This is a genomic window from Streptomyces sp. NPDC006450, assembly GCF_040612195.1.
Lineage (GTDB): Bacteria > Actinomycetota > Actinomycetes > Streptomycetales > Streptomycetaceae > Streptomyces.
This window is the reverse complement of record NZ_JBEXPT010000018.1, coordinates 1-17,872: the sequence shown is the minus strand read 5'-3', so window position 1 is coordinate 17,872 and position 17,872 is coordinate 1. Positions and strand designations below refer to the sequence as shown.

The window sequence follows — 17,872 nt, the reverse complement described above, 5'->3', positions numbered from 1 at the left end:
GTCGTGAAGTGGCGCTGTCGTCTATTCGACGTACACCGGGGGAACGGATGCGCTCGGACCGCACGAGCCATTGCTCCCCCACCCGCCGAGCGGCTCAGACAGAACTCCACGGGCAATCGCCCCAATGGACGCACCGGCACGAGACCGGACCCCTCTGGCTCGTATGCGCGATCTGAGAGCGTCGGGCGAGGAGGAAGACTTCGTCCGGGGAGCGCCATGCCCCTCCCTCGTCGGGGGCCATGGACTCTGCAACGGGGTGCCCGTTCCTGGTGGTGGGCAGAGGCATGGCGTCCCTGGGAGCTGTCACTGCCTCGCCTCGCCTCGCCTCGCAGAGCATGGACCGTGCGTGGCGGGGTTCAAGCGGTGCATGAACGATGCGATGTGCGGTCGCGGGGCCGGCGCAGAACGGTTGAAGAAAGGTACGACCCCGTCTCGCAGAGGAGGCAACATGAGCGCCGGTCATGTGGTGCCGGAGGAAACCCCGTCAGCGGAAGGTTCCACGGCCGAAGCACATCAGGAACGACCCGACGGCGGGATCTGGGAGCACCCGTGGTTGTTCCTGGGGTTGATCGTGCTCGGCGCAGTCCTCGTAGCGGGCTTCTTCGTGGCACGGATCGCCGGCCTGTAGGGCGGGGGTGACCCACATGGAGAACGGCACGGCTGTGTCCGGGCCCGGTATGAGCGGGTCGCGGGTACTCGTGGCGGGGGCCAGCGGGGTTCTCGGTGGGCTCGCGGCCCGCGAGTTGCACCTCCGCGGCGCCGTGGTCGCCCTTGCCGGAAGGGATACGGACCGGCTCGCGGACGTATCCGTCGGGCTCGGCGGGGCTCCGGTCCGGGGGCTCGACGCCTACGACGTCGAAGACTGTGCAGCCCTTGCCGCGTGGGCGGGTCGGGAGCTCGGAGGACTGGACGGAGTCCTTGTGACGGTAGGAGTGGCTGGGTTCGGGCGTGTGGAGGAGGTGTCCGATGCGGTCGTCGAGCATCTCTTCGCTGTCAACATGCTGTGTCCGGCCGCGGTCCTGCGCGGTGCGATCCCCCGCGTGACGGACGGCGGGTTCCTGGCCGCCGTGACAGGAGCCGTCGTGGACCGGCCGATGCTGGGCACGGCCGACTACGCGGCGGCCAAGACCGCCCTGAGCTGTTGGCTCGGTGTCTTGGCCCGCGAGGGGCGGGCCCGGCGGCTGCGGGTGTTCGACTTCCGCCTCCCTCACCTGGAGACGGGCTTCTCGGACCGGCCCGTGGCGGGGCGGGCGCCCGCCCTACCGAAGGGCGGCGACCCGGCCGTGGCGGTACACGCCTTGGTCGACCAGCTTGAGGGCCCGGCTTCCACCGCGCGGTGAGCGCAGGCGGTGGCCGTGACGGCGACCGGGCCGTCTGGCTGACCGCTCGCGTCCGCGTGGGATCACCCGGGTCCGCCGCACCTCGAGGCAGACAGTCGGCGCGTGGTCGTCGAGTTCGCCGGGGTTCGAATCGCCGACACCCGCCGCTGTGTTCGGGTGCTGGAGACGAGCCATCCCCCGGTCTTCTGCGTTCCACCCCAGGACATGCGGCCAGAGCTGGTCCTGCAGCCCGAGCTGTTCCTGCAGTCCGGGACCCGATCGTGGTGCGAACGGAAAGGCGCCGCCAGGTCAGCGGGCCTTTCAAGGGCCCGCCGGGTACGCGGGGATGGTGAGGCCCGACCGCCGCGGTGCCGGATGCGCCCGGCACGCGCATCCGGCAGCAGCGCGGCAGGAGAAGTGAAGGCAGGCGGTGCGCGACGAAGCCGCGTCCGCGCGAAGGAGATGCCGGGCAGCGGTCGGCGGTAGGTCGCACTGCGCGTCAGAAGTCATCGAGCACAACGGGAGCCGGCCGTGGCACATTCAGCGACACCCACACCGACGCCGACTCCGGCCCGCCCGCACCGATCGGCGCAGTGGCGGGCTCTCGCGGGCTTCCTCGCCGCGAGCTACTGCGTCGCGACGCTGGGAGCGCTCGCCTCCGCCGGCGCGGGTGAGGTGTACGGTGCGCTCGACCGGCCCGGCTGGGCTCCCCCGGCCTGGCTGTTCGGGCCTGTGTGGACCGTGCTGTACGGGATGATGGCAGTTGCGGCCTGGCTGGTCTGGCTCCACGCGGATCGCCTGCGCGTGCGGCGTGCCCTCGCCTGGTGGTCAGTCCAGCTCGCCCTCAACCTGGCCTGGTCCCCCGTGTTCTTCGCAGCCCGCCAGTACGGGCTCGCCCTGCTGGACATCCTCCTGCTACTGGCCGCGCTCGGCACCACGGTGGTCCTGTTCCGGCGGCTGAACCGCATGTCGGCGCTCCTGCTCCTCCCGTACCTGTTGTGGGTGGCCTTCGCGACCGCCCTCAACGCGTCCATCTGGCAGCTGAACCCGTGACAGTCAACGCGCGCCCTCTGACGCAGCCAGAACCGGTGGTCGGCCTGAGTACGGGGGCCGTGGCGCAGCGGCTCGGCGTGGCGGCCGCCACGCTGCGTTCGTGGGAGCGGCGTTATGGGATCGGCCCTGCTGTACGCGTCGAGGGCAAGCATCGGCGCTGGCTTCCGGGGGACATCGTGCGCCTGGAGGAGATGAGCCGTCTGACCGCGCTGGGTGTGCCGCCTGCGGAGGCAGCGCGAGCCGCCCGGGTGGCGGCCACGGATGCGTCCCGGGACGAAGGACATGCGCCCGCGGCCGTGGCGGGGCGGGCCCCTGGAGGCCCCGCCACGCTGCCGCTGGGGCCGGTCCGGGCCGAGTGTCGCGGTCTCGCCCGGGCAGCCGTGCGGCTGGATGGGGACGCGGTGGAGATCCTCCTGGACCGGGCAATCAAGGACAATGGCTGTGTGGGGGCGTGGGAGGAGATCATCGCGCCGACGCTGCGCGCGGCCGGCCGCAAGTGGGCCTCGGCGGGCGATCGGTACATCGAGGTCGAGCACCTGCTGTCCTGGCTGGTCTCCTCGGCCTTGCGACGGCGACACGAGCCTCGCCGGCCGCCCCGCGAAGGGGTGCGGCCGATCGTACTGGCCTGCGCGCCAGGTGAACTCCACAGCCTGCCGCTGGAAGCACTGTGGGCAGCCCTGACCGAGCGCGGCCTGCCCGTGAAGATGTTCGGTCCCGCCTTTCCGGTGGAAGCCTTGGGCGAGGCGGTGCGGCGGGTGGGCCCCTCGATGGTGGTGGTGTGGGCCCAGGACCGTCCCACTGCTGCAGCCGAGCTGGTGAGTGCGGTCGAGGGAGCCGAGTGGGGGGTAAGGGGGGCGAGGTCTCACACCACGCTCCTGGTGGCCGGGCAAGGCTGGAACTCCGTCCCTAGGGCCGGCGCCAGGCGGCTGACGGGACTGCGTTCGGGACTCGGCCTGATCGAACAGCGTCTCGCACACTGACCCCGCCGCAGTCTGCCCCGACAGGCAGCGCGTACATCCGATCCGGGCCCGTCCGGATGATGCTCCTGACCACCGTTCTGCAACAGGCACGCAGGAGCAAAGCGTGGCATCCGCGTACGGCTGCGGAGAGCTTCTCCCGTGACGGTGTTCAGTGCTCGCCTGCGTCGACCCTCCGGGTCCAGTCGAGCCGTACCGCGCTCTCAGAGCCGGCGCCCCGACTGGCTTCCCGAGGACCAAGACCGACCGCCAGTGTCAGTTCAAGGACCCGTTGTGGCGATGCGAGATCCGGAAACAGCTCCCTCAGCTGCGACATCCGGTACCGGACTGTCTGGGGATGGACGAACAAGGCCGCCGCCACCTCGTCCCGCCTGCCCTGGTGCAGCAGCCACTCCCGCAGCGTCTCCTCCAGCCGCCGTGCGGTCGTGACGGGCAAGGCCCGCAACGGTGCGAGGGCTCGGGCACGCAGGTCTGCGAAGGCGTCCGCGTCAGCGCTCAGCACCAGCTCGGGCAGGTGGCCCTCGGTGTCGCGAATATCAGAGGAGAGGGAGCGCGCGCGTACGGCTCGTCCGTACGAGGCGGACGCACGAGTCCATGGCCGGGCCGGGCCGACCACGGCGGTGCGGTCGGTCAGCTGCCGCAGGAGATGTGAGCGGTCGGCGTCGGGGACGAGCAGCACACCGGTGAGGTCCGGCAGATCGTCGAGGACGAGGGTGTTCGGGTCGAGCATGCGGTAGGCAGGCCGGGCCTGGGCGGCGGGCAGCAGGACCGCGGTCAGCGAAACCGGAGGTTGCCACCCGGCCCGTAGAACAGAGGCCAGAAGCACGTCCGTGCTCGCGCCGGCGAGGAGATCGCGGGCCAGGTGTTCCAGGTGGCGCTCGTGGTCCCTGCCCCGGGCGGCCAGTTCGTCGGCGTGGCCGGCGGCGCTCGCGGCAGAGAGCTCGTCGATGTAGGCGAAGGTCAGCTCGGCGAACTTGGCGACGTCGGCGGCAGGCAGACCTGCGGGTACGGCACCCGCTGCCAGGCATCGCCAGGCCACGCGCGCGCCGACGCGGTAGGCGCTGAGGAGGGCGTCCATCGAGCGGCCGTCGCGCACCTCGCCACGGCCCAGCTCGTAGGCCGCGTCACCGGCGTCGCCGCCCGTGGCGTTCCCGCTCGCGAGGTCCAGGTAGTGGCCCAGTGCGGTACGGACGGATCGGCGGATGGTGGCGCCCATACGGCCCGAGAGGGCGTTGGCGTAGGGAGGGACCTCATCGATGATCGCCTGGACGACCTCGTCGGCGGTCGTCTTCAGCGCGGCCCGAAGTACGGTGACCGTCGTCTCATCCAGGGCCAGCTCGCTGGCCCTCCTGCTTGCATGACTCACGTTTTGTTCCCTGCGAACAATTCAGCCGACCAGATTTACGTCCTACGGTCAGGACTTTACGCCTTGAGGCACAGCAAGCTGGAGCCATGACGAGTACAGCCCTCCGCAGCAGGGCGTGGAAACTGCTGGAGATGGTCACGACGCCGCTGCTGCCGTCGGACTACCTTGACCTGGTCAGCCCGCTGCGTGCGGGCGCTGACCTGCGGGGGCGCATCGAGGCCGTGCACCCCGAGACGGGTGACGCCGCGACCATCGTGATCAGGCCGGGACGGGGTTGGCTCGGCCACAGAGCCGGCCAGTACGTGCGGATCGGGGTCGACGTCGACGGGGTGCGCCTGTGGCGTGCCTACTCCATCACCTCACCGACAAACCGCCCGGACGGCCGCATCACGATCACCGTGAAGGCGATCCCGGACGGCAAGGTCAGCAACCACCTGGTCCGCAGGGCTGAACCGGGCACGCTGATCCAGCTCGACCAGCCGACCGGTGACTTCGTGCTGCCGCAGGCCAAGCCCTCCAAGGTGCTCTACCTGACGGCCGGCAGCGGCATCACGCCCGTGATGGGCATGCTGCGCGATATCGAGCTCGACGACGTCGTCATGGTCCACTGCGCGCCACAGCCGCAAGACGTGATCTTCCGCAGCGAACTCCACAACCTGGTTGCGGACAGGAAGCTGCGGCTCACCGAGGTGCACACCGACACGGACGGCATGCTCGACATCGCCCGCCTCGACGAACTCGTGCCCGACTGGGCCGAGCGCGAGACCTGGGCTTGCGGGCCCGCGGGCCTGCTCGACGCCGCCGAAGGGCACTGGACCGAGCACGGCGTACACGAGCGCCTGCACACCGAACGCTTCCGCCCCAGCATCGTCGTGGCCGGCGACGGCGGCGAGGTCACGTTCAGCGCCAGCGGCAAGACCGTCGACGCGGACGGCGCCACGCCGTTGCTGGACGTCGGCGAACAGGCCGGCGTGCTGATGCCCTCCGGGTGTCGCATGGGCATCTGCTTCGGTTGCATCACACCGCTCAAGTCGGGCGCCATCCGCGACCTGCGCACCGGCGAGATCACCGAGGCCGAGCCGGGCGTCCTCATCCAGACCTGCGTGTCCGCCGCGGCGGGCCCCTGCGACATCGAACGGTAGGAACACCTTGACCGCCATCGACCCCACCGCCCACCTGACCGCGGAGCAGATCGAGGAGCTCGGCCGCGAGCTGGACGCGATCCGCGACGAGGTGATCGCCAGCCGCGGCGAGAAGGACGCAGCCTACATCCGCAAGGTCATCTCGGCGCAGCGCAAACTCGAGCTGGTCAGCAGGGGCGTGCTGCTGTTCTCGTTCTTCCCGCCCGCGTGGCTGCTCGGCACGGCCGGCCTGTCCGTGGCGAAGATCATGGACAACATGGAGATCGGCCACAACATCCTGCACGGTCAGTGGGACTGGATGCGGGACCCGAAGATTCACTCCACCACCTGGGAGTGGGATCACGTCTCGCCGTCCGAGCAGTGGAAGCACTCGCACAACCAGCTGCACCACACGTACACCAATGTGATCGGCAAGGACAACGACCTCGGCTACGGCATCATGCGCGTCGACGAGGACCAGAGGTGGCACCCGTTCCACCTCGGCCAGCCGCTGTGGAACTTCATCAACGCCTGCTTCTTCGAGTACGGCATCGCAGCGTACGACCTCGAGCTCGGCAAGAACCTCCACAAGCGCCGCCGCAAGAACCCGGAGTTCCGCGCGCGGGCCAAGGCCGTGGGTCGCAAGATCCGCAAGCAGGTGCTCAAGGACTACGTGATCCACCCGCTGCTGTCGGGCCCGTCGTTCCTCACCACGCTCGCCGCCACGTTCACCGCGAACCTGATCCGCAACATCTGGACCCACTCGGTGATCATGTGCGGGCACTTCCCCGAGGGCGTGCAGGTCTTCGAGCGCCGGTCGATCAAGGGCGAGACGCGCGGCCAGTGGTACCTGCGCCAGATGATGGGCTCGGCGAACATCAGCGGCAGCAGGGCCATGCACTTCATGACCGGCAACCTGTCGCACCAGATCGAGCACCACCTGTTCCCGGACCTGCCGAGCAACCGGTACGCCGAGGTCGCGGTGAAGGTACGCGCGCTGTTCGAAAAGTACGAGCTGGAGTACGTCACCGGGCCGCTGCCCAAGCAGGTGTTCTCCGCGTGGCACAAGGTCTTCCGGCTCTCGCTGCCGAACAAGAAGCCGAAGGTCAAGACGCCGGACCGCAAGCAGGAGCTCGTCGCGGCCTGATTCCCGGTGCGGCCACCGTCTGCGGCGCGGCCGGGCCGTGCGAACGGACAAGCTCGCCATCGCGGACCAGGCCGCACTCCGCCTCGCGCCATCCTCACCCGGGCACGGCGGTGACTACCGACAACCTGCCTAGGTCCGTCGACGCCGCCGACCTCGTCGTGGCCACTGAATGGCCGGAATACCAGCAGGCCGATCCCCACGCCCTGGCGTATCTCCCAGCCAACCCACGAAAGGCGGCGGCCGGACGGCCTGGCGCTGTGGACGTTCCAGGTCAACGAATTGACGCACCGGTTCTAAGCTTGTTCTTTATCCTCCGGCTGTCTCGGCTCATGCCATCGCATCTGGCGCCGCGAGTTCGCAGGCCAGGGACGAGGTCACGTGAGACTGCGATGAACGCTGTGCTATCCAAGAGCAGTGACGACTACCAAGATCTCTAGTAGGCCCTTCGACGCGGTGTTGTGCGACCTCGACAACGTGATCCGCTTCTACGACACGACGCAGCTGGCAAACCTGGAGCGGGGTGCGGGGCTGGCAGAGGGCACAACCGAGAGAGTGGCGTTTGCGCCGGAGATAGACCTGCCACTGCTCCTCGGGACGATCACCAAGCAGCAGTGGGTGGAGTCCATCGTGCTCGGCCTCGCAGGCCAGGTGCCAGAGGTGCAAGCGCGCGAGCTGGGTGCCGCGCTTGCCAAGGCGCCGTTCTGGGCCGACGAAGTTGTGGTGGCCATGCTCCGTCAGGTGCGGGCGCACGTGCCCTTGGTGCTGGTGACCAATGCGACCGTGGAGCTGGAGGACGACCTGGCCTCGCTGGGTCTGTCGGATTTCGCAGACCACGTCGTCAGCAGTGCGCGGGTGGGAGTGGCCAAGCCGGACCGGAAAATCTACGAGATTGCGGCCGAGCAGGCGGGTGTTGACATGAGCCGGTGCCTTTTCGTGGATGACCGGCTTGAGAACGTCGAGGCTGCGGTCGGGCTCGGCATGACCGGCGTGCACTACTGCGGACCTGCCGACCTCCGTGGGCCGTTGGGCTTCATACTGGAGAGCTGAGACCGCAGTGAGCACTCGCTGGCTATGCCAGGTGAGACGACGCGGCGAGAGCGCCGTTACGTCCGTCCAGGTGACAGTGTTGGGGCACCGACAAGATCGAATGATCGGGGGTACCCGCCTCGAACGGTGTCTCGAACTGAGTCGCTCACCTGGGGATGCCCGGGACGTGGAGACGGTCTTCGTCTGATCATGTGCTCCGACCAAGGAATGCACGGTGACCACGACGAAGGCCGTGAGGGTGAGTCTGCTGTCTGATGCTGTCCGCAGGGAAGCGTTCGTGGAAGCGTCACGCTTCCGGGGCGAGTTCTACGAGTGTCTGACCGCTCGGCGCGATGAGTTGTTCGAGCTGATGGACGCGGTGCTCTGTGCGGACGGTGCGGTGAAGTCTCCGGTGGACTTGACGTTGTTGCCCGAGCATCGTCGTGGGCACGGAGCGATGTACGGCGGTTTGAACCACGGCCGAATCGATGTCGATCGGGTGCGGTCGGTGCTGGCCGGGCTGTCGCTGCCGCGGTTCGACGGCGGGCGCCTGGTCCTCGCGGTCGATGTGTCCCCGTGGCTGCGTTCGGACGCACCGCGCTCGGCAGAGCGGCTGTTCTGCCACGTCTACGGTCGGGCGAAGATGGCTTCGCAGTTCATTCCAGGCTGGCCTTACTCTTTCGTCGCCGTGCTGGAGCCGGGTGCTACGTCCTGGACCGCGATCCTGGACGTGGTCCGGCTCGGACCGGCGGACGACGCAACCGCGATCACCGCCGGCCAGCTGCGAGGAGTCGTTGAACGGCTCATCGTCGCGGGCCCGTGGCAGGCCGGGGACCCGGACATCGTGATCGTCAGCGATGCCGGCTACGACATCACCCGCCTGGCCTGGGTCCTGCGAGACCTGCCCGTCGAGATGGTCGGCCGCGTCCGCTCCGACCGCGTGATGCGTCTGCCGAAGCCACCGCGGATGCACGGCGTCAACGGCCGGCCGCCCAAGCACGGACCGGAGTTCCGCTTCGCCAAGCCGGAGACCTGGCCCGCGCCTGCGATAACCACCGTCACCGAGACCAGCAATTACGGCAAGGCCGAAACCCAGGCATGGGACCGGGTCCACCCCCGGCTCACCCACCGCTCGGCCTGGCTCGACCACGAGGGTGAACTTCCCTTGGTCGAGGGAACGTTGATCCGGCTGAAGGTCGAGCATCTGTCGAAGGAACGGGACGCTCCGCCGGTGTGGTTGTGGTCCTCGAAGACCGGCGCCGCCCCCGACGATGTGGACCGTTGCTGGCGGGCATTTCTTCGCCGCTTCGATCCGGAGCACACCTTCCGCTTCACTAAACAGACCCTGGGCTGGACCACCCCGAAACTCCGTACTCCCGAGGCGGCGGACCGCTGGACCTGGATCCTGATCGTCGCTCACACCCAGCTCCGACTCGCCCGACCGCTCGCCGCAGACCTCCGCCGGCCCTGGGAGAAACCCGCCGCCTCAGACCGGCTCACCCCGGCCCGGGTCCGCCGAGGGTTCAGGAACATCCGCGCTCACCTCGCCTGCCCGACTCGTATTCCCAAACCCACAGGCACCGGCCCCGGCCGGCCACCCGGCGCCAAGAACAAACACAGGGCACCCCGCTACGACGTCGGCAAAACTGTAAAACGCCCCGAGACCCTCAAGGCCATCGGCAAACCTGGCAGGTCCTGGTAGATAAAGAACAAGCTAAGAGCGCTACGGCTTCATCACGGTCGAGGGGACGGACGGGCTGCACAACGACGAGCGCGGGCCGGACATCCGATACATCTGGCAACCCCCACCGGCACGCTGACGATGAGGGCGGCCACCCCCGGACTACCGGGTGGCCGCCCTCATCGTCGTGGAACCGGTCTACGGTCCACCAACCTGAGTGTTCTGAGATCCCGCTGCCGAGGTCAGACGATGGTTTCGTAGCGGTGACCTGGGTAGATGACTTGACTGTTCTCGCGCGTTGCGAAGGGGGCTTGCGCGTTACCGGTTCCGCGGTAGCGCCAAGGGGTGCCGGTCTGGTCGATGGCGAGCAGGTCCGGCTTACCGTCCATGTTGCTGTCGCCCAGGCCGATCAGCTGGGTGTAGGTGTTCCAGCCGCCGCCGATCCGGATGCGGCTGGCGAACGTGCCCTTGCCGGTGCCCTGGTAGAGCCACAGCACGCCGGCGCTGTCGCGGGCCAGGAGGTCACCCGCGGAGCCGCCGGCGATGTTGCCGACCGCGGTGATCTTGTTGTAGATGTTCCAGCCGCCGCCGACACGCGTCCGGGCGGCGTACGGCACCTTCCAGTCCCCGGTTCCCTTGTAGAGCCACAAGGAGCCCTCGCGGTCGCGTGCGACGAGGTCTGCCCTGCCGTCGCCGGAGAAGTCTCCGGTTCCGGTCAGCTGGGTGTAGGTGTTCCAGCCGCCGCCGACCCGGGTGCGGGAGGCGAAGGCGCCCTTGCCGGTGCCCTGGTAGAGCCACAGCACGCCCGCGCTGTCGCGGGCCAGGAGGTCACCCGCGGAGCCGCCGGCGATGTTGCCGACCGGGGTGATCTGGTTGTAGGTGTTCCAGCCACCACCGAGACTCACCGGGGTGGTGGCGTACAGCGTCGGGTTCCACGGAACCTGGGTGGTGTCGACCCGCCAGAGCACACCGGAGCTGTCGCGGCCCAGGAGGTCCGGCGACCCGTTGTCGGTGTAGTCGTGGGGTGCGGGCCGGCGCGTGACCTTGAAGGCGCCGCTGACCTTGAGGTCCGGCCCGAGCCCGTTGTACGGCTTGGCGGTGATCTCCCAGGTGTAATTGCCGTTGGGGGCTTCGCCGGTGTTGGTCCACCCCGTCCAGTCCATGCGGATCCGCCCGTTGTAGTCCATCCGCACCGGCTGAGTGGTGTCGTCGGAGGGGTTCAGGTGCGACGTGCTGGAGGCGCCTGTCGTGGTGTTGCGGAGGGTGAGGGTCACGTCCGCGTTGGCGCGTGACAGCTGCCACCTCGCCTTCCAGGGCGCTGTGTCGAGCGTGGCCACGGCGGGGGCGTCGGAACTCACCAGGGTGATCCCCAGCGGCTGGCCGGTGCCGGCAACCAGCTTCGCCACCGGCGCACCGTCAGCACCGGGTGACACCCGGTAGACGCCTTCGCCCTGGGCGAGCGTGCCGCCCATCACCAGCAGTGCACCGTCAGGGGTGGCCGCGAGCGAGGTGGCGTGGTCCAGGATCTTGCGGCTGACGCCCCCGCCGACCGGTATCGCCCGGAAGGAGAAGTCGTCGTCGGTGGAGCCCTCCGACAGCGGAGTCCGGGATCCGAACAGAGCCCAGTTCCCGGCCAGCCCCACCAGGGGTTCGGATATGAGCTGGTGCGTGTCGACCTTCGTCACCTGGCCGGTGCCGCGGTTCTTCACGCGCAATTGCGAGGTGGCAGGCCAGCTCGAGCTGCCTTGCAGAGTGGCGAGGTACTTCGGGGACAGGGCCGCGCCGGCCCATGGCGTGGGCGCAAGGTTCGAGGGTGATGCGACGCCGGAGGCGAGGTCAACCACCGCGTAGGACCAGCGGTCGGTTTCTGCGTCTGAGAGGCGGTTGTAGTACAGCACCAGCTTCCCGGGGGCGGCGGATGCTATGTCCACCCTCCGTGTGTCATCGGGAAGCCCGGTGACCGTCCGATCGGTCTGCACACCGTCCACGATGCTGAGCAGGTGCAGTTCCGTGGAGTAGGAGTTCCCGCCCAGCCAGGGGGTGGTCACCACTGTCGAACCGACGGCGCCCTGGAAATGCCGGTACTTGCCCAGCACCACGGTGGAAACCGCTCCGGTGGACATGTCGCGCAGTTCCACCCGGTGGTCGGCGTCGCCGATCTCGCCATACTCCAGTGCCACTACATCGGACACCGACCCGTAGGACACGCCCATCCGCGCTTGCGAGTAGCCACGGCTCAGCTTGGTGACCGAACCGTCGGCGTACCGAGTCCACAGCAAGTCGTAGCCGGGAGTCGACGCCAGGAAGCCCGTCGCGCCGGCCATGACCAACTCCGAACCCGGAGGCAGCGCAGCAGCGGCGGTCGTCTGGGCCTCGGCGTCCGGGCGGGCCGTCCCGGTCCCGGGATCCGCGACCGCGGGCACCGCGAATGGCCCGGCGATGGTCGCCATGGCGAGAGCCACCGTCCCGGCCAGGACCTTGCGGGATGAGTTGCTGTGCGGCACGTGTCCTCCTGGACGGGCTGCTGCGCAAGGTGCGAGCAGACACGACGACCGAGGAGGGCTGTGCAGGGAACACCGACACCAGGAGTGCGAACTCTCCGGAGGCCCCCCACGTTCGAATTCCCGCGGATCTTAGCAGCGCCCGTCATCGCTGTGCCCCTTGCGGTGGTGATCACCGGGTGGGTGGGGCCGAGGTGGTCCGCCGCGGAGCCGGCGACCCGCTCCGGTTCGAGTGGCGCCCGACGCTGTCGCGGCGTGCGCCGGGTTTGCGATCCGATCGTCGTGACGGGCGTCCGCCGGGCCGCGGTCGGACGCGGTGTACCCCAGCCCCGCGCCCGGTGTCGTGTCAGATCCAGCCCCGGCGGGAGGCTACGACGCCGGCCTGGAAGCGGTTGACCGCGCCCAGGAGTTCGTGGAGGCGGCTCATGCGGCGGCGCATGGTGCGCACCGACCAGCCGAGCTGGCGGGCTATGGCCTCGTCCTTGAGGCCGCTGACCAGCAGGGTGAGCACCAGGCGGTCCTCCTCACCGAGGGGGTCCTCGGCGGTCATGTCGAGCGGCAGGGCTTGTTTCCAGCACAGCTCCCAGTAGTCGGTGAGGGCGTCCAGCAGGGTGGAGGGCCGGATGACGGCAGCGCGCACGCCGTCGAGGTCGAGCGAGAGGGGCATGAGTGCCAGTCGGCGGTCCGCGATGGCCAGTTTGATCCGCAACCCGGGCATCACCCGGGCCTCCTCGCCGCTGCGTACGAGTCCGCGGATGTCGTCCAGTACCCCCGGCCACTCCAGCGCCTCGGGGGCGTAGACCGCGCGGTAGCGCACGCCGCGCCCCAGCGCCGTGCTCTCCACCGGGTTGGAGGTGGTCAGTGCGTACGGCGGCCGGTCCAGTGTCATGACGTCCTCGCGCGCCTCCTGTTGGAGGCGGACGAACCAGCGGCCGAGTGCCTCGCGGCCGGTGGTGATCTCCACCTCGTCCTCCCCGGCGGTGCCGGCCTGGGCCGCCGCGAAGAGGCGGGACAGCTCGGCCGCCGCCGAGCGGACCCGGTCCAACTCCGCGGCCCTGGTACGTACGAGGGACTCGACGGCGGCTCCCGGCTCGATCGCCGCGTACTGGCGGCGGACGCCCGCGAGCCGCCCGACCAGGCCGTGGTCGTGCAGCCGGTCCAGCGCCCTTGCGGCGCGGAGAGGGGAGCAGCCGAGGTCGGCGGCAAGCTCGGTCGGAGCCGCCGTACGGCGGGTCAACACGGCCCGGTAGACGCTCTCGTCGAACGGATCGATGCCTGCAGCGGTGAGATCGTTCGTCATATGCCGATACTGGCCCACTTGTGCCAGCGGCAGCAATGGGCCGCCGGAATCCGTTGTACGGAGAGTGACTTCGGCACTAGGACTTCTCTCCATGGCCAAGAACCCACGAAGAAGCCGACGCCTGGCGGCCGCCACGGTCACCACCGTCGCGCTCGCCGGGACGCTCACTGCGATGCCCGCCACCGCGACCGCGAAGTCACCCGACCCGAACCAACGGGTCATCGTCGAGCTGTCCGGGGACGCAGCGGCAGCAGCAGCCCCCGGCGGCTCGCTCACCTCTCCGGCCGCCGGCACCGCCTCCGCCGTCGGCGACGCCCGGCGGGCCCTGGCGGCGCGGCAGGACGCCTTCGTCGAGACGGTCCGGAAGGCGGGCCTGCACCCCGCCTCGCCCCGCAAACTCGGCCTGCTCGTCAACGCCGTGGCGATGACGGTGCCCACCTCCGAGACGGCGCGGCTGGCCGGGCAGCCGGGCGTCCTCAGCGTCCGTCCCGACACCCGGATCCAGGTGCGCACGGACGCCAGCGTGCCGCTGACCGGCGCGCCCGACGTCTGGAAGCGCAAGGACCCGGCCGGGGTGAAGGCCACCGGCAAGGGCACCGTCGTGGCGGTCCTGGACAGCGGCGTGGACTACGGCCACCCCGACCTGGGCGGCGGCTTCGGCAAGGGCCACAAGGTCGTCGGCGGCTTCGACTTCGCCAACGGCGACGACGACCCGATGGACGACAACGGCCACGGCACCCACGTCGCGGGCATCATCGCGGGCAAGGCGGCCTCGAAGGGGGGCGTCACCGGCATGGCGCCCGACGCGAGCCTGCTGGCCTACAAGGTCATCGGCGCCGACGGCAGCGGCTACACCTCCGACATCATCGCCGGCATCGAGGCGGCGGCCGACCCCGCCAACCCCCACCCGGCCGATGTCATCAACATGAGCCTCGGCGGCCCCGGCGACGGCACCGACCCGCTGGGCCGCGCGGCGACCGCCGCCGTGCGGGCCGGAGTCGTGGTCGTCGCCGCGGCGGGCAACGACGGCCCCGGCAGTGGCACCGTCAACTCCCCTGCCTCGGCCGACGGCGTCATCGCGGTCGGCGCCTCCACCAGCGGGCTGCAGAAGCCCAGCGCCTACCTGGCGGGCGCGAAGCCCGAACTGATCCAGACCTACCGGGGAATCCTCTCCGCGAACCCGCCCCGGGAACCGGTCACCGCGCCGCTCGTGGACGTCGGCGCGGGCACCGCCGAGGACTGGAAGCGGGTCGGTGACGTGCGGGGCAAGATCCTGCGCGCCGACATCCTCGTCCCGCCCAGCACGGAGGTCCTGAGCGGGAGCGACATCGACTGGGCGCGCGAGGCCGAGAAGCGCGGCGCGCTCGCCGTGCTCGGCGGCCTCCCGTCCCACGACGGACCGGTGCTCGCCGCTACCCCGGGAACGGTCGAGGTCCCGGCGACCCCGGCCCGCCCCGAGCTCAACCGGAGCGCCGCCTCCGGCGACTCGCTGCGCATGGACCACCTGGTCGTCATGGGCATCGACACGACCCAGTACGCCCAGCTGAGCCGTGAAATGGCCGCCGGCACAGTATCCGTCACCTTGCGCGGCACCGACTCCACCGACGAGATCGCCTCGTTCTCCTCGCGTGGACCGGGCACCGGATTCGGCCTCAAGCCCGACCTGGTCGCACCCGGCGTGGAGATCCGCTCCACGATCCCCACCTCGATGTACGCACCCGGCGTCTACCGCATGTCGGGCACCTCGATGGCGAGCCCGCACGTTGCCGGAGCCGCCGCCCTGCTGCGCCAACTACGCCCGGACCAGAGCCCGGACGGGATCAAGTCCGCACTGGTCGGCAGCGCGAAGCCGCTCGCCGGCACCGGACCAACCGTCCACGGCAACGGGCGGCTCGACGTGGCCGCCGCGGCCTCGGCCGGCCTCAGCTCCTCCCCGACGGCCGTGTCGTTCGGCCTCGCGGACCTGTCGGACAAGACCGTCGGCGCCTCCGCGAAGGTACGGCTGGCCAACCCCGGCAAGGAACCGCTGACCGTCAATCTGAGCAGCAGCGGGCCCACCACCGTGACCCCGGCGCGGGTCACCGTCCCCGCCGGGGGCTCCGCGACCGTGACGGCCACCCTGCGCACCGACCGCCCGGCCACCGACACGGAGATCCACGGCCGGATCACCGCCACCCCCGATCGCGGTCCGGCCCTGCGGGTGCCGTACCTGCTCGTCGTGCGGCACCTGGTCGTCCAGGCGTCCCCCGACCCGAGCGACGGCCGCTCCACCGTGCACATCGCCTCTCCGGCCGCCCTCAACGCGCCGCCGCAGATCACGGTCACGCCGCCGCGCGGCAAGGCCTTCACGCTGCCCACCACCATGAACGGAGCCGGCTACTACCAGGCCGACGTAACCGGGAAGGCGTCCGGCGCCTACCGCTTGGCCGTGCGGGCCACGACCACCGACGGCCGCCGGATCACCGGATCCAGCGCCTTCGAGGTCACGCCCGCCGACAGCCGCGGGCAGCGCTGGGAGCCCATCGGCCCGAACAGCGAGGCCGGCCACGTCGCGCTCTCTCCCGCCCGGCCGAAGCAGGCCGTCGTGACCCAGTACCGCAAGGCAGCTCCCTGGCTGAGCACCGACGGCGGCGCCAACTGGCGCCAGGTGGGCAGACTGCCGATCGCCGACGGCAACGGCACCGGGGCGGTCGTGGTCGACGCCCGCCGCCCCGATCGCTGGTGGTACGCCGTGAACACGGCCGCCGACCCCACCCGCCGGGGAACGATCCTGCGCACCGACGACAACGGCCGCACCTGGCGCAAGCTCGACGTGCCCGACGCGCACATCGACGAGTTCGTCGCGGACGAGCAGACCCGTACCCTCGCCGCGATGGTCGGCGGCACCCTGCTGGTCAGCACGGACGCAGGCGACAGTTGGGCGACGTACCCCACCGGTGTCACCGGTGGCGTCCGCGAGGCCAGTCTCGTCGGCGACACCCTGTACCTGGCGACCTTCGACGGGGTCTGGCGGATCGACGGCGTCGGCAAGGGCGACCCCGGGACGGCGCGCCTGGTCCTCGACGAGCCGGTGAACACCATCCGCGGTCTCGCGGCCGACTCCACCGTGGTGGCGGCCTACGTCCCCGGTAGGGGCGTCCGCGGCTCCTACGACAAGGGCCGCACCTGGTCCACCCTGCTCCCCCTGCCGGAGGGCGGCAACGGGCTGACCGCCTCCGGCGGCGACCTGTACGTACGGGCGCTGTTCGGCGCCGGGCAGGTGAGCCGCGACCACGGCAGGACCTGGAAGGCGGTGCCCGCCCCCTCGAAGGCGGCCATCCCCATGGACTACGACCGCTGGGCCGACGGCTCGGTGACCGTGTCCAGTGAACAGGACGGCCTGTACCGCGGCTCGGCCGACGGCACCGGCTACCGCAGGATCGGTGTCCAGGGCCTGACCGCCTTCGCCCTCGCGGCCAGCGGCGACCAGTTGCTCGCCGGCACCGTGAGCGGCACCTACCGCACCGCGATCCCCGTCGCCGGTCCCGAGTGGGGCCAGTCCGGGGGCGAGGGCATGACCGGTCGCCTCACCTCGCACATCGCCGTCTCGCCCGCGGACACCAAGGTGGTGTGGCAGGTCCGGCGCACGGCGACCGGCCTCTTCGAGGTCTCCCGCAGCCGTGACGCCGGCCGGACCTGGCAGGTGAAGGGCACGTCGTCGGAGATACCGACCTCGATCCTGGTCCACCCGGCCTCCCCGAACCGGGTGGCGATCAGCTTCCGGAGCATCTTCGGCGACGGGCTGTTCGCGACGTCCGACGGCGGCAGGACGTGGAAGAACCTCTTCCACGAGAGGTCCTTCGATGCCATGGCCGGTGACCCGCGCGACCCGCGGCGCCTCTGGCTGGGCAACGCCTCGGGCCTCTACCGCTCGGACGACGGCGGCGTCACCAAGACCAAGGTCGCCGAGGGTCCGGTTTCCGCGATCACGACGGACGGGGGACGCCTGATCGTGGGAGGTTCGTCCATCCGGGTCAGCACCGACGGCGGCAAGACGTTCCGCACCGCCGACACCGGCCCGCTCGCGGTCCACGTCTCGGACCTGCTGAAGGCCGGCGAAGCGCTCTACGCGGCCACCACCTCCTCCACCGCGTCGGGACTCGTCCAAGGCGGCCGGGGCGTACTGCGCAGCACCGACAACGGTCTGACGTGGGAAAACATTTCGAGCGGTCTGCAGAACACCGACACCACCAAGCTGGCCGCCGCCGCCGACGGCCGCACGCTCTACGTCGGCGCGGTCGACGGCGGGGTACACCGCCTGAAGCTCCGCCGCTGACCCACCCCGCGCAGGCGTGACCGGTACCGGCAAGTGACCGGAACGGGCGCCGACCGGACCCGGAAG

Annotated in this window: 13 protein-coding genes; 10 read left to right on the top strand and 3 right to left on the bottom strand. The window is 70.2% G+C overall.

Annotated features, from left to right (window positions below):
* Positions 1 to 124 precede the first annotated feature (124 nt).
* The 5 genes from ABZY57_RS09290 to ABZY57_RS09270 all read left to right on the top strand — a co-directional run bounded on the left by ABZY57_RS09290 (position 125) and on the right by ABZY57_RS09270 (position 3,352).
* The gene (locus ABZY57_RS09290) at positions 125 to 628 is read left to right on the top strand and encodes a DUF6480 family protein (protein ID WP_356509768.1); all 504 of its coding nucleotides are present in this window, start codon (positions 125 to 127) and stop codon (positions 626 to 628) included.
* A gap of 16 nt (positions 629 to 644) precedes the next feature.
* Complete coding sequence (locus ABZY57_RS09285) at positions 645 to 1,340, top strand: SDR family oxidoreductase (protein WP_356509766.1); 696 nt, start codon at positions 645 to 647, stop codon at positions 1,338 to 1,340.
* A gap of 102 nt (positions 1,341 to 1,442) precedes the next feature.
* On the top strand, positions 1,443 to 1,805 hold the full coding sequence (locus tag ABZY57_RS09280; protein ID WP_356509764.1) for a DUF427 domain-containing protein: 363 nt from the start codon (positions 1,443 to 1,445) through the stop codon (positions 1,803 to 1,805).
* Between the two features lie 45 nt (positions 1,806 to 1,850).
* The gene (locus tag ABZY57_RS09275; protein ID WP_356509762.1) at positions 1,851 to 2,372 is read left to right on the top strand and encodes a TspO/MBR family protein; all 522 of its coding nucleotides are present in this window, start codon (positions 1,851 to 1,853) and stop codon (positions 2,370 to 2,372) included.
* A gap of 59 nt (positions 2,373 to 2,431) precedes the next feature.
* Positions 2,432 to 3,352: a MerR family transcriptional regulator gene (locus ABZY57_RS09270; RefSeq protein ID WP_356509760.1), complete on the top strand. Its 921-nt coding sequence runs from the start codon at positions 2,432 to 2,434 to the stop codon at positions 3,350 to 3,352.
* A 148-nt stretch (positions 3,353 to 3,500) separates the two neighbouring features.
* Here the strand turns inward: ABZY57_RS09270 and ABZY57_RS09265 are convergent, their stop codons facing one another.
* The gene (locus ABZY57_RS09265) at positions 3,501 to 4,715 is read right to left on the bottom strand and encodes a helix-turn-helix domain-containing protein (protein WP_356509758.1); all 1,215 of its coding nucleotides are present in this window, start codon (positions 4,713 to 4,715) and stop codon (positions 3,501 to 3,503) included.
* An 86-nt stretch (positions 4,716 to 4,801) separates the two neighbouring features.
* On the opposite strand from ABZY57_RS09265, the gene ABZY57_RS09260 reads away from it, so the two are divergent.
* From ABZY57_RS09260 to ABZY57_RS09245, 4 genes are all read left to right on the top strand, one after another.
* A complete protein-coding gene (locus ABZY57_RS09260) occupies positions 4,802 to 5,857 on the top strand; it encodes a ferredoxin reductase (protein WP_356509756.1) in 1,056 nt (351 codons plus the stop codon).
* A 7-nt stretch (positions 5,858 to 5,864) separates the two neighbouring features.
* Complete coding sequence (locus tag ABZY57_RS09255; protein ID WP_356509754.1) at positions 5,865 to 6,983, top strand: acyl-CoA desaturase; 1,119 nt, start codon at positions 5,865 to 5,867, stop codon at positions 6,981 to 6,983.
* Positions 6,984 to 7,397: 414 nt separating this feature from the next.
* Complete coding sequence (locus tag ABZY57_RS09250) at positions 7,398 to 8,030, top strand: HAD-IA family hydrolase (protein ID WP_356509751.1); 633 nt, start codon at positions 7,398 to 7,400, stop codon at positions 8,028 to 8,030.
* A 238-nt stretch (positions 8,031 to 8,268) separates the two neighbouring features.
* Positions 8,269 to 9,711 (top strand): NF041680 family putative transposase, encoded by a 1,443-nt coding sequence (locus tag ABZY57_RS09245; protein WP_356509866.1) that lies wholly within the window; start codon positions 8,269 to 8,271, stop codon positions 9,709 to 9,711.
* Positions 9,712 to 9,932: 221 nt separating this feature from the next.
* On the opposite strand, the gene ABZY57_RS09240 is transcribed toward ABZY57_RS09245, so the two are convergent.
* Together ABZY57_RS09240 and ABZY57_RS09235 are read right to left on the bottom strand one after the other, a co-directional pair.
* On the bottom strand, positions 9,933 to 12,194 hold the full coding sequence (locus ABZY57_RS09240; protein WP_356509749.1) for a VCBS repeat-containing protein: 2,262 nt from the start codon (positions 12,192 to 12,194) through the stop codon (positions 9,933 to 9,935).
* A gap of 343 nt (positions 12,195 to 12,537) precedes the next feature.
* Positions 12,538 to 13,491, bottom strand: coding sequence for a hypothetical protein (locus ABZY57_RS09235; RefSeq protein ID WP_356509747.1), 954 nt, complete (start codon positions 13,489 to 13,491; stop codon positions 12,538 to 12,540).
* 91 nt (positions 13,492 to 13,582) lie between these two features.
* Here ABZY57_RS09235 and ABZY57_RS09230 point away from each other — a divergent pair, with 91 nt between their 5' ends.
* Positions 13,583 to 17,806 carry a S8 family serine peptidase gene (locus ABZY57_RS09230; protein ID WP_356509745.1) on the top strand — a complete coding sequence of 1,408 codons (4,224 nt, stop codon included), beginning with the start codon at positions 13,583 to 13,585 and terminating at the stop codon, positions 17,804 to 17,806.
* The last annotated feature ends 66 nt before the right edge of the window (positions 17,807 to 17,872 follow it).

Excerpts from the sequence above, each read along its gene's own strand:
- ABZY57_RS09285 (WP_356509766.1), top strand. The coding sequence starts at position 645 with ATGGAGAACGGCACGGCTGTGTCCGGGCCCGGTATGAGCGGGTCGCGG.
- ABZY57_RS09260 (WP_356509756.1), top strand. The coding sequence starts at position 4,802 with ATGACGAGTACAGCCCTCCGCAGCAGGGCGTGGAAACTGCTGGAGATG.
- ABZY57_RS09290 (WP_356509768.1), top strand. The coding sequence starts at position 125 with ATGGACGCACCGGCACGAGACCGGACCCCTCTGGCTCGTATGCGCGAT.
- ABZY57_RS09235 (WP_356509747.1), bottom strand. The coding sequence starts at position 13,491 with ATGACGAACGATCTCACCGCTGCAGGCATCGATCCGTTCGACGAGAGC.
- ABZY57_RS09230 (WP_356509745.1), top strand. The coding sequence starts at position 13,583 with ATGGCCAAGAACCCACGAAGAAGCCGACGCCTGGCGGCCGCCACGGTC.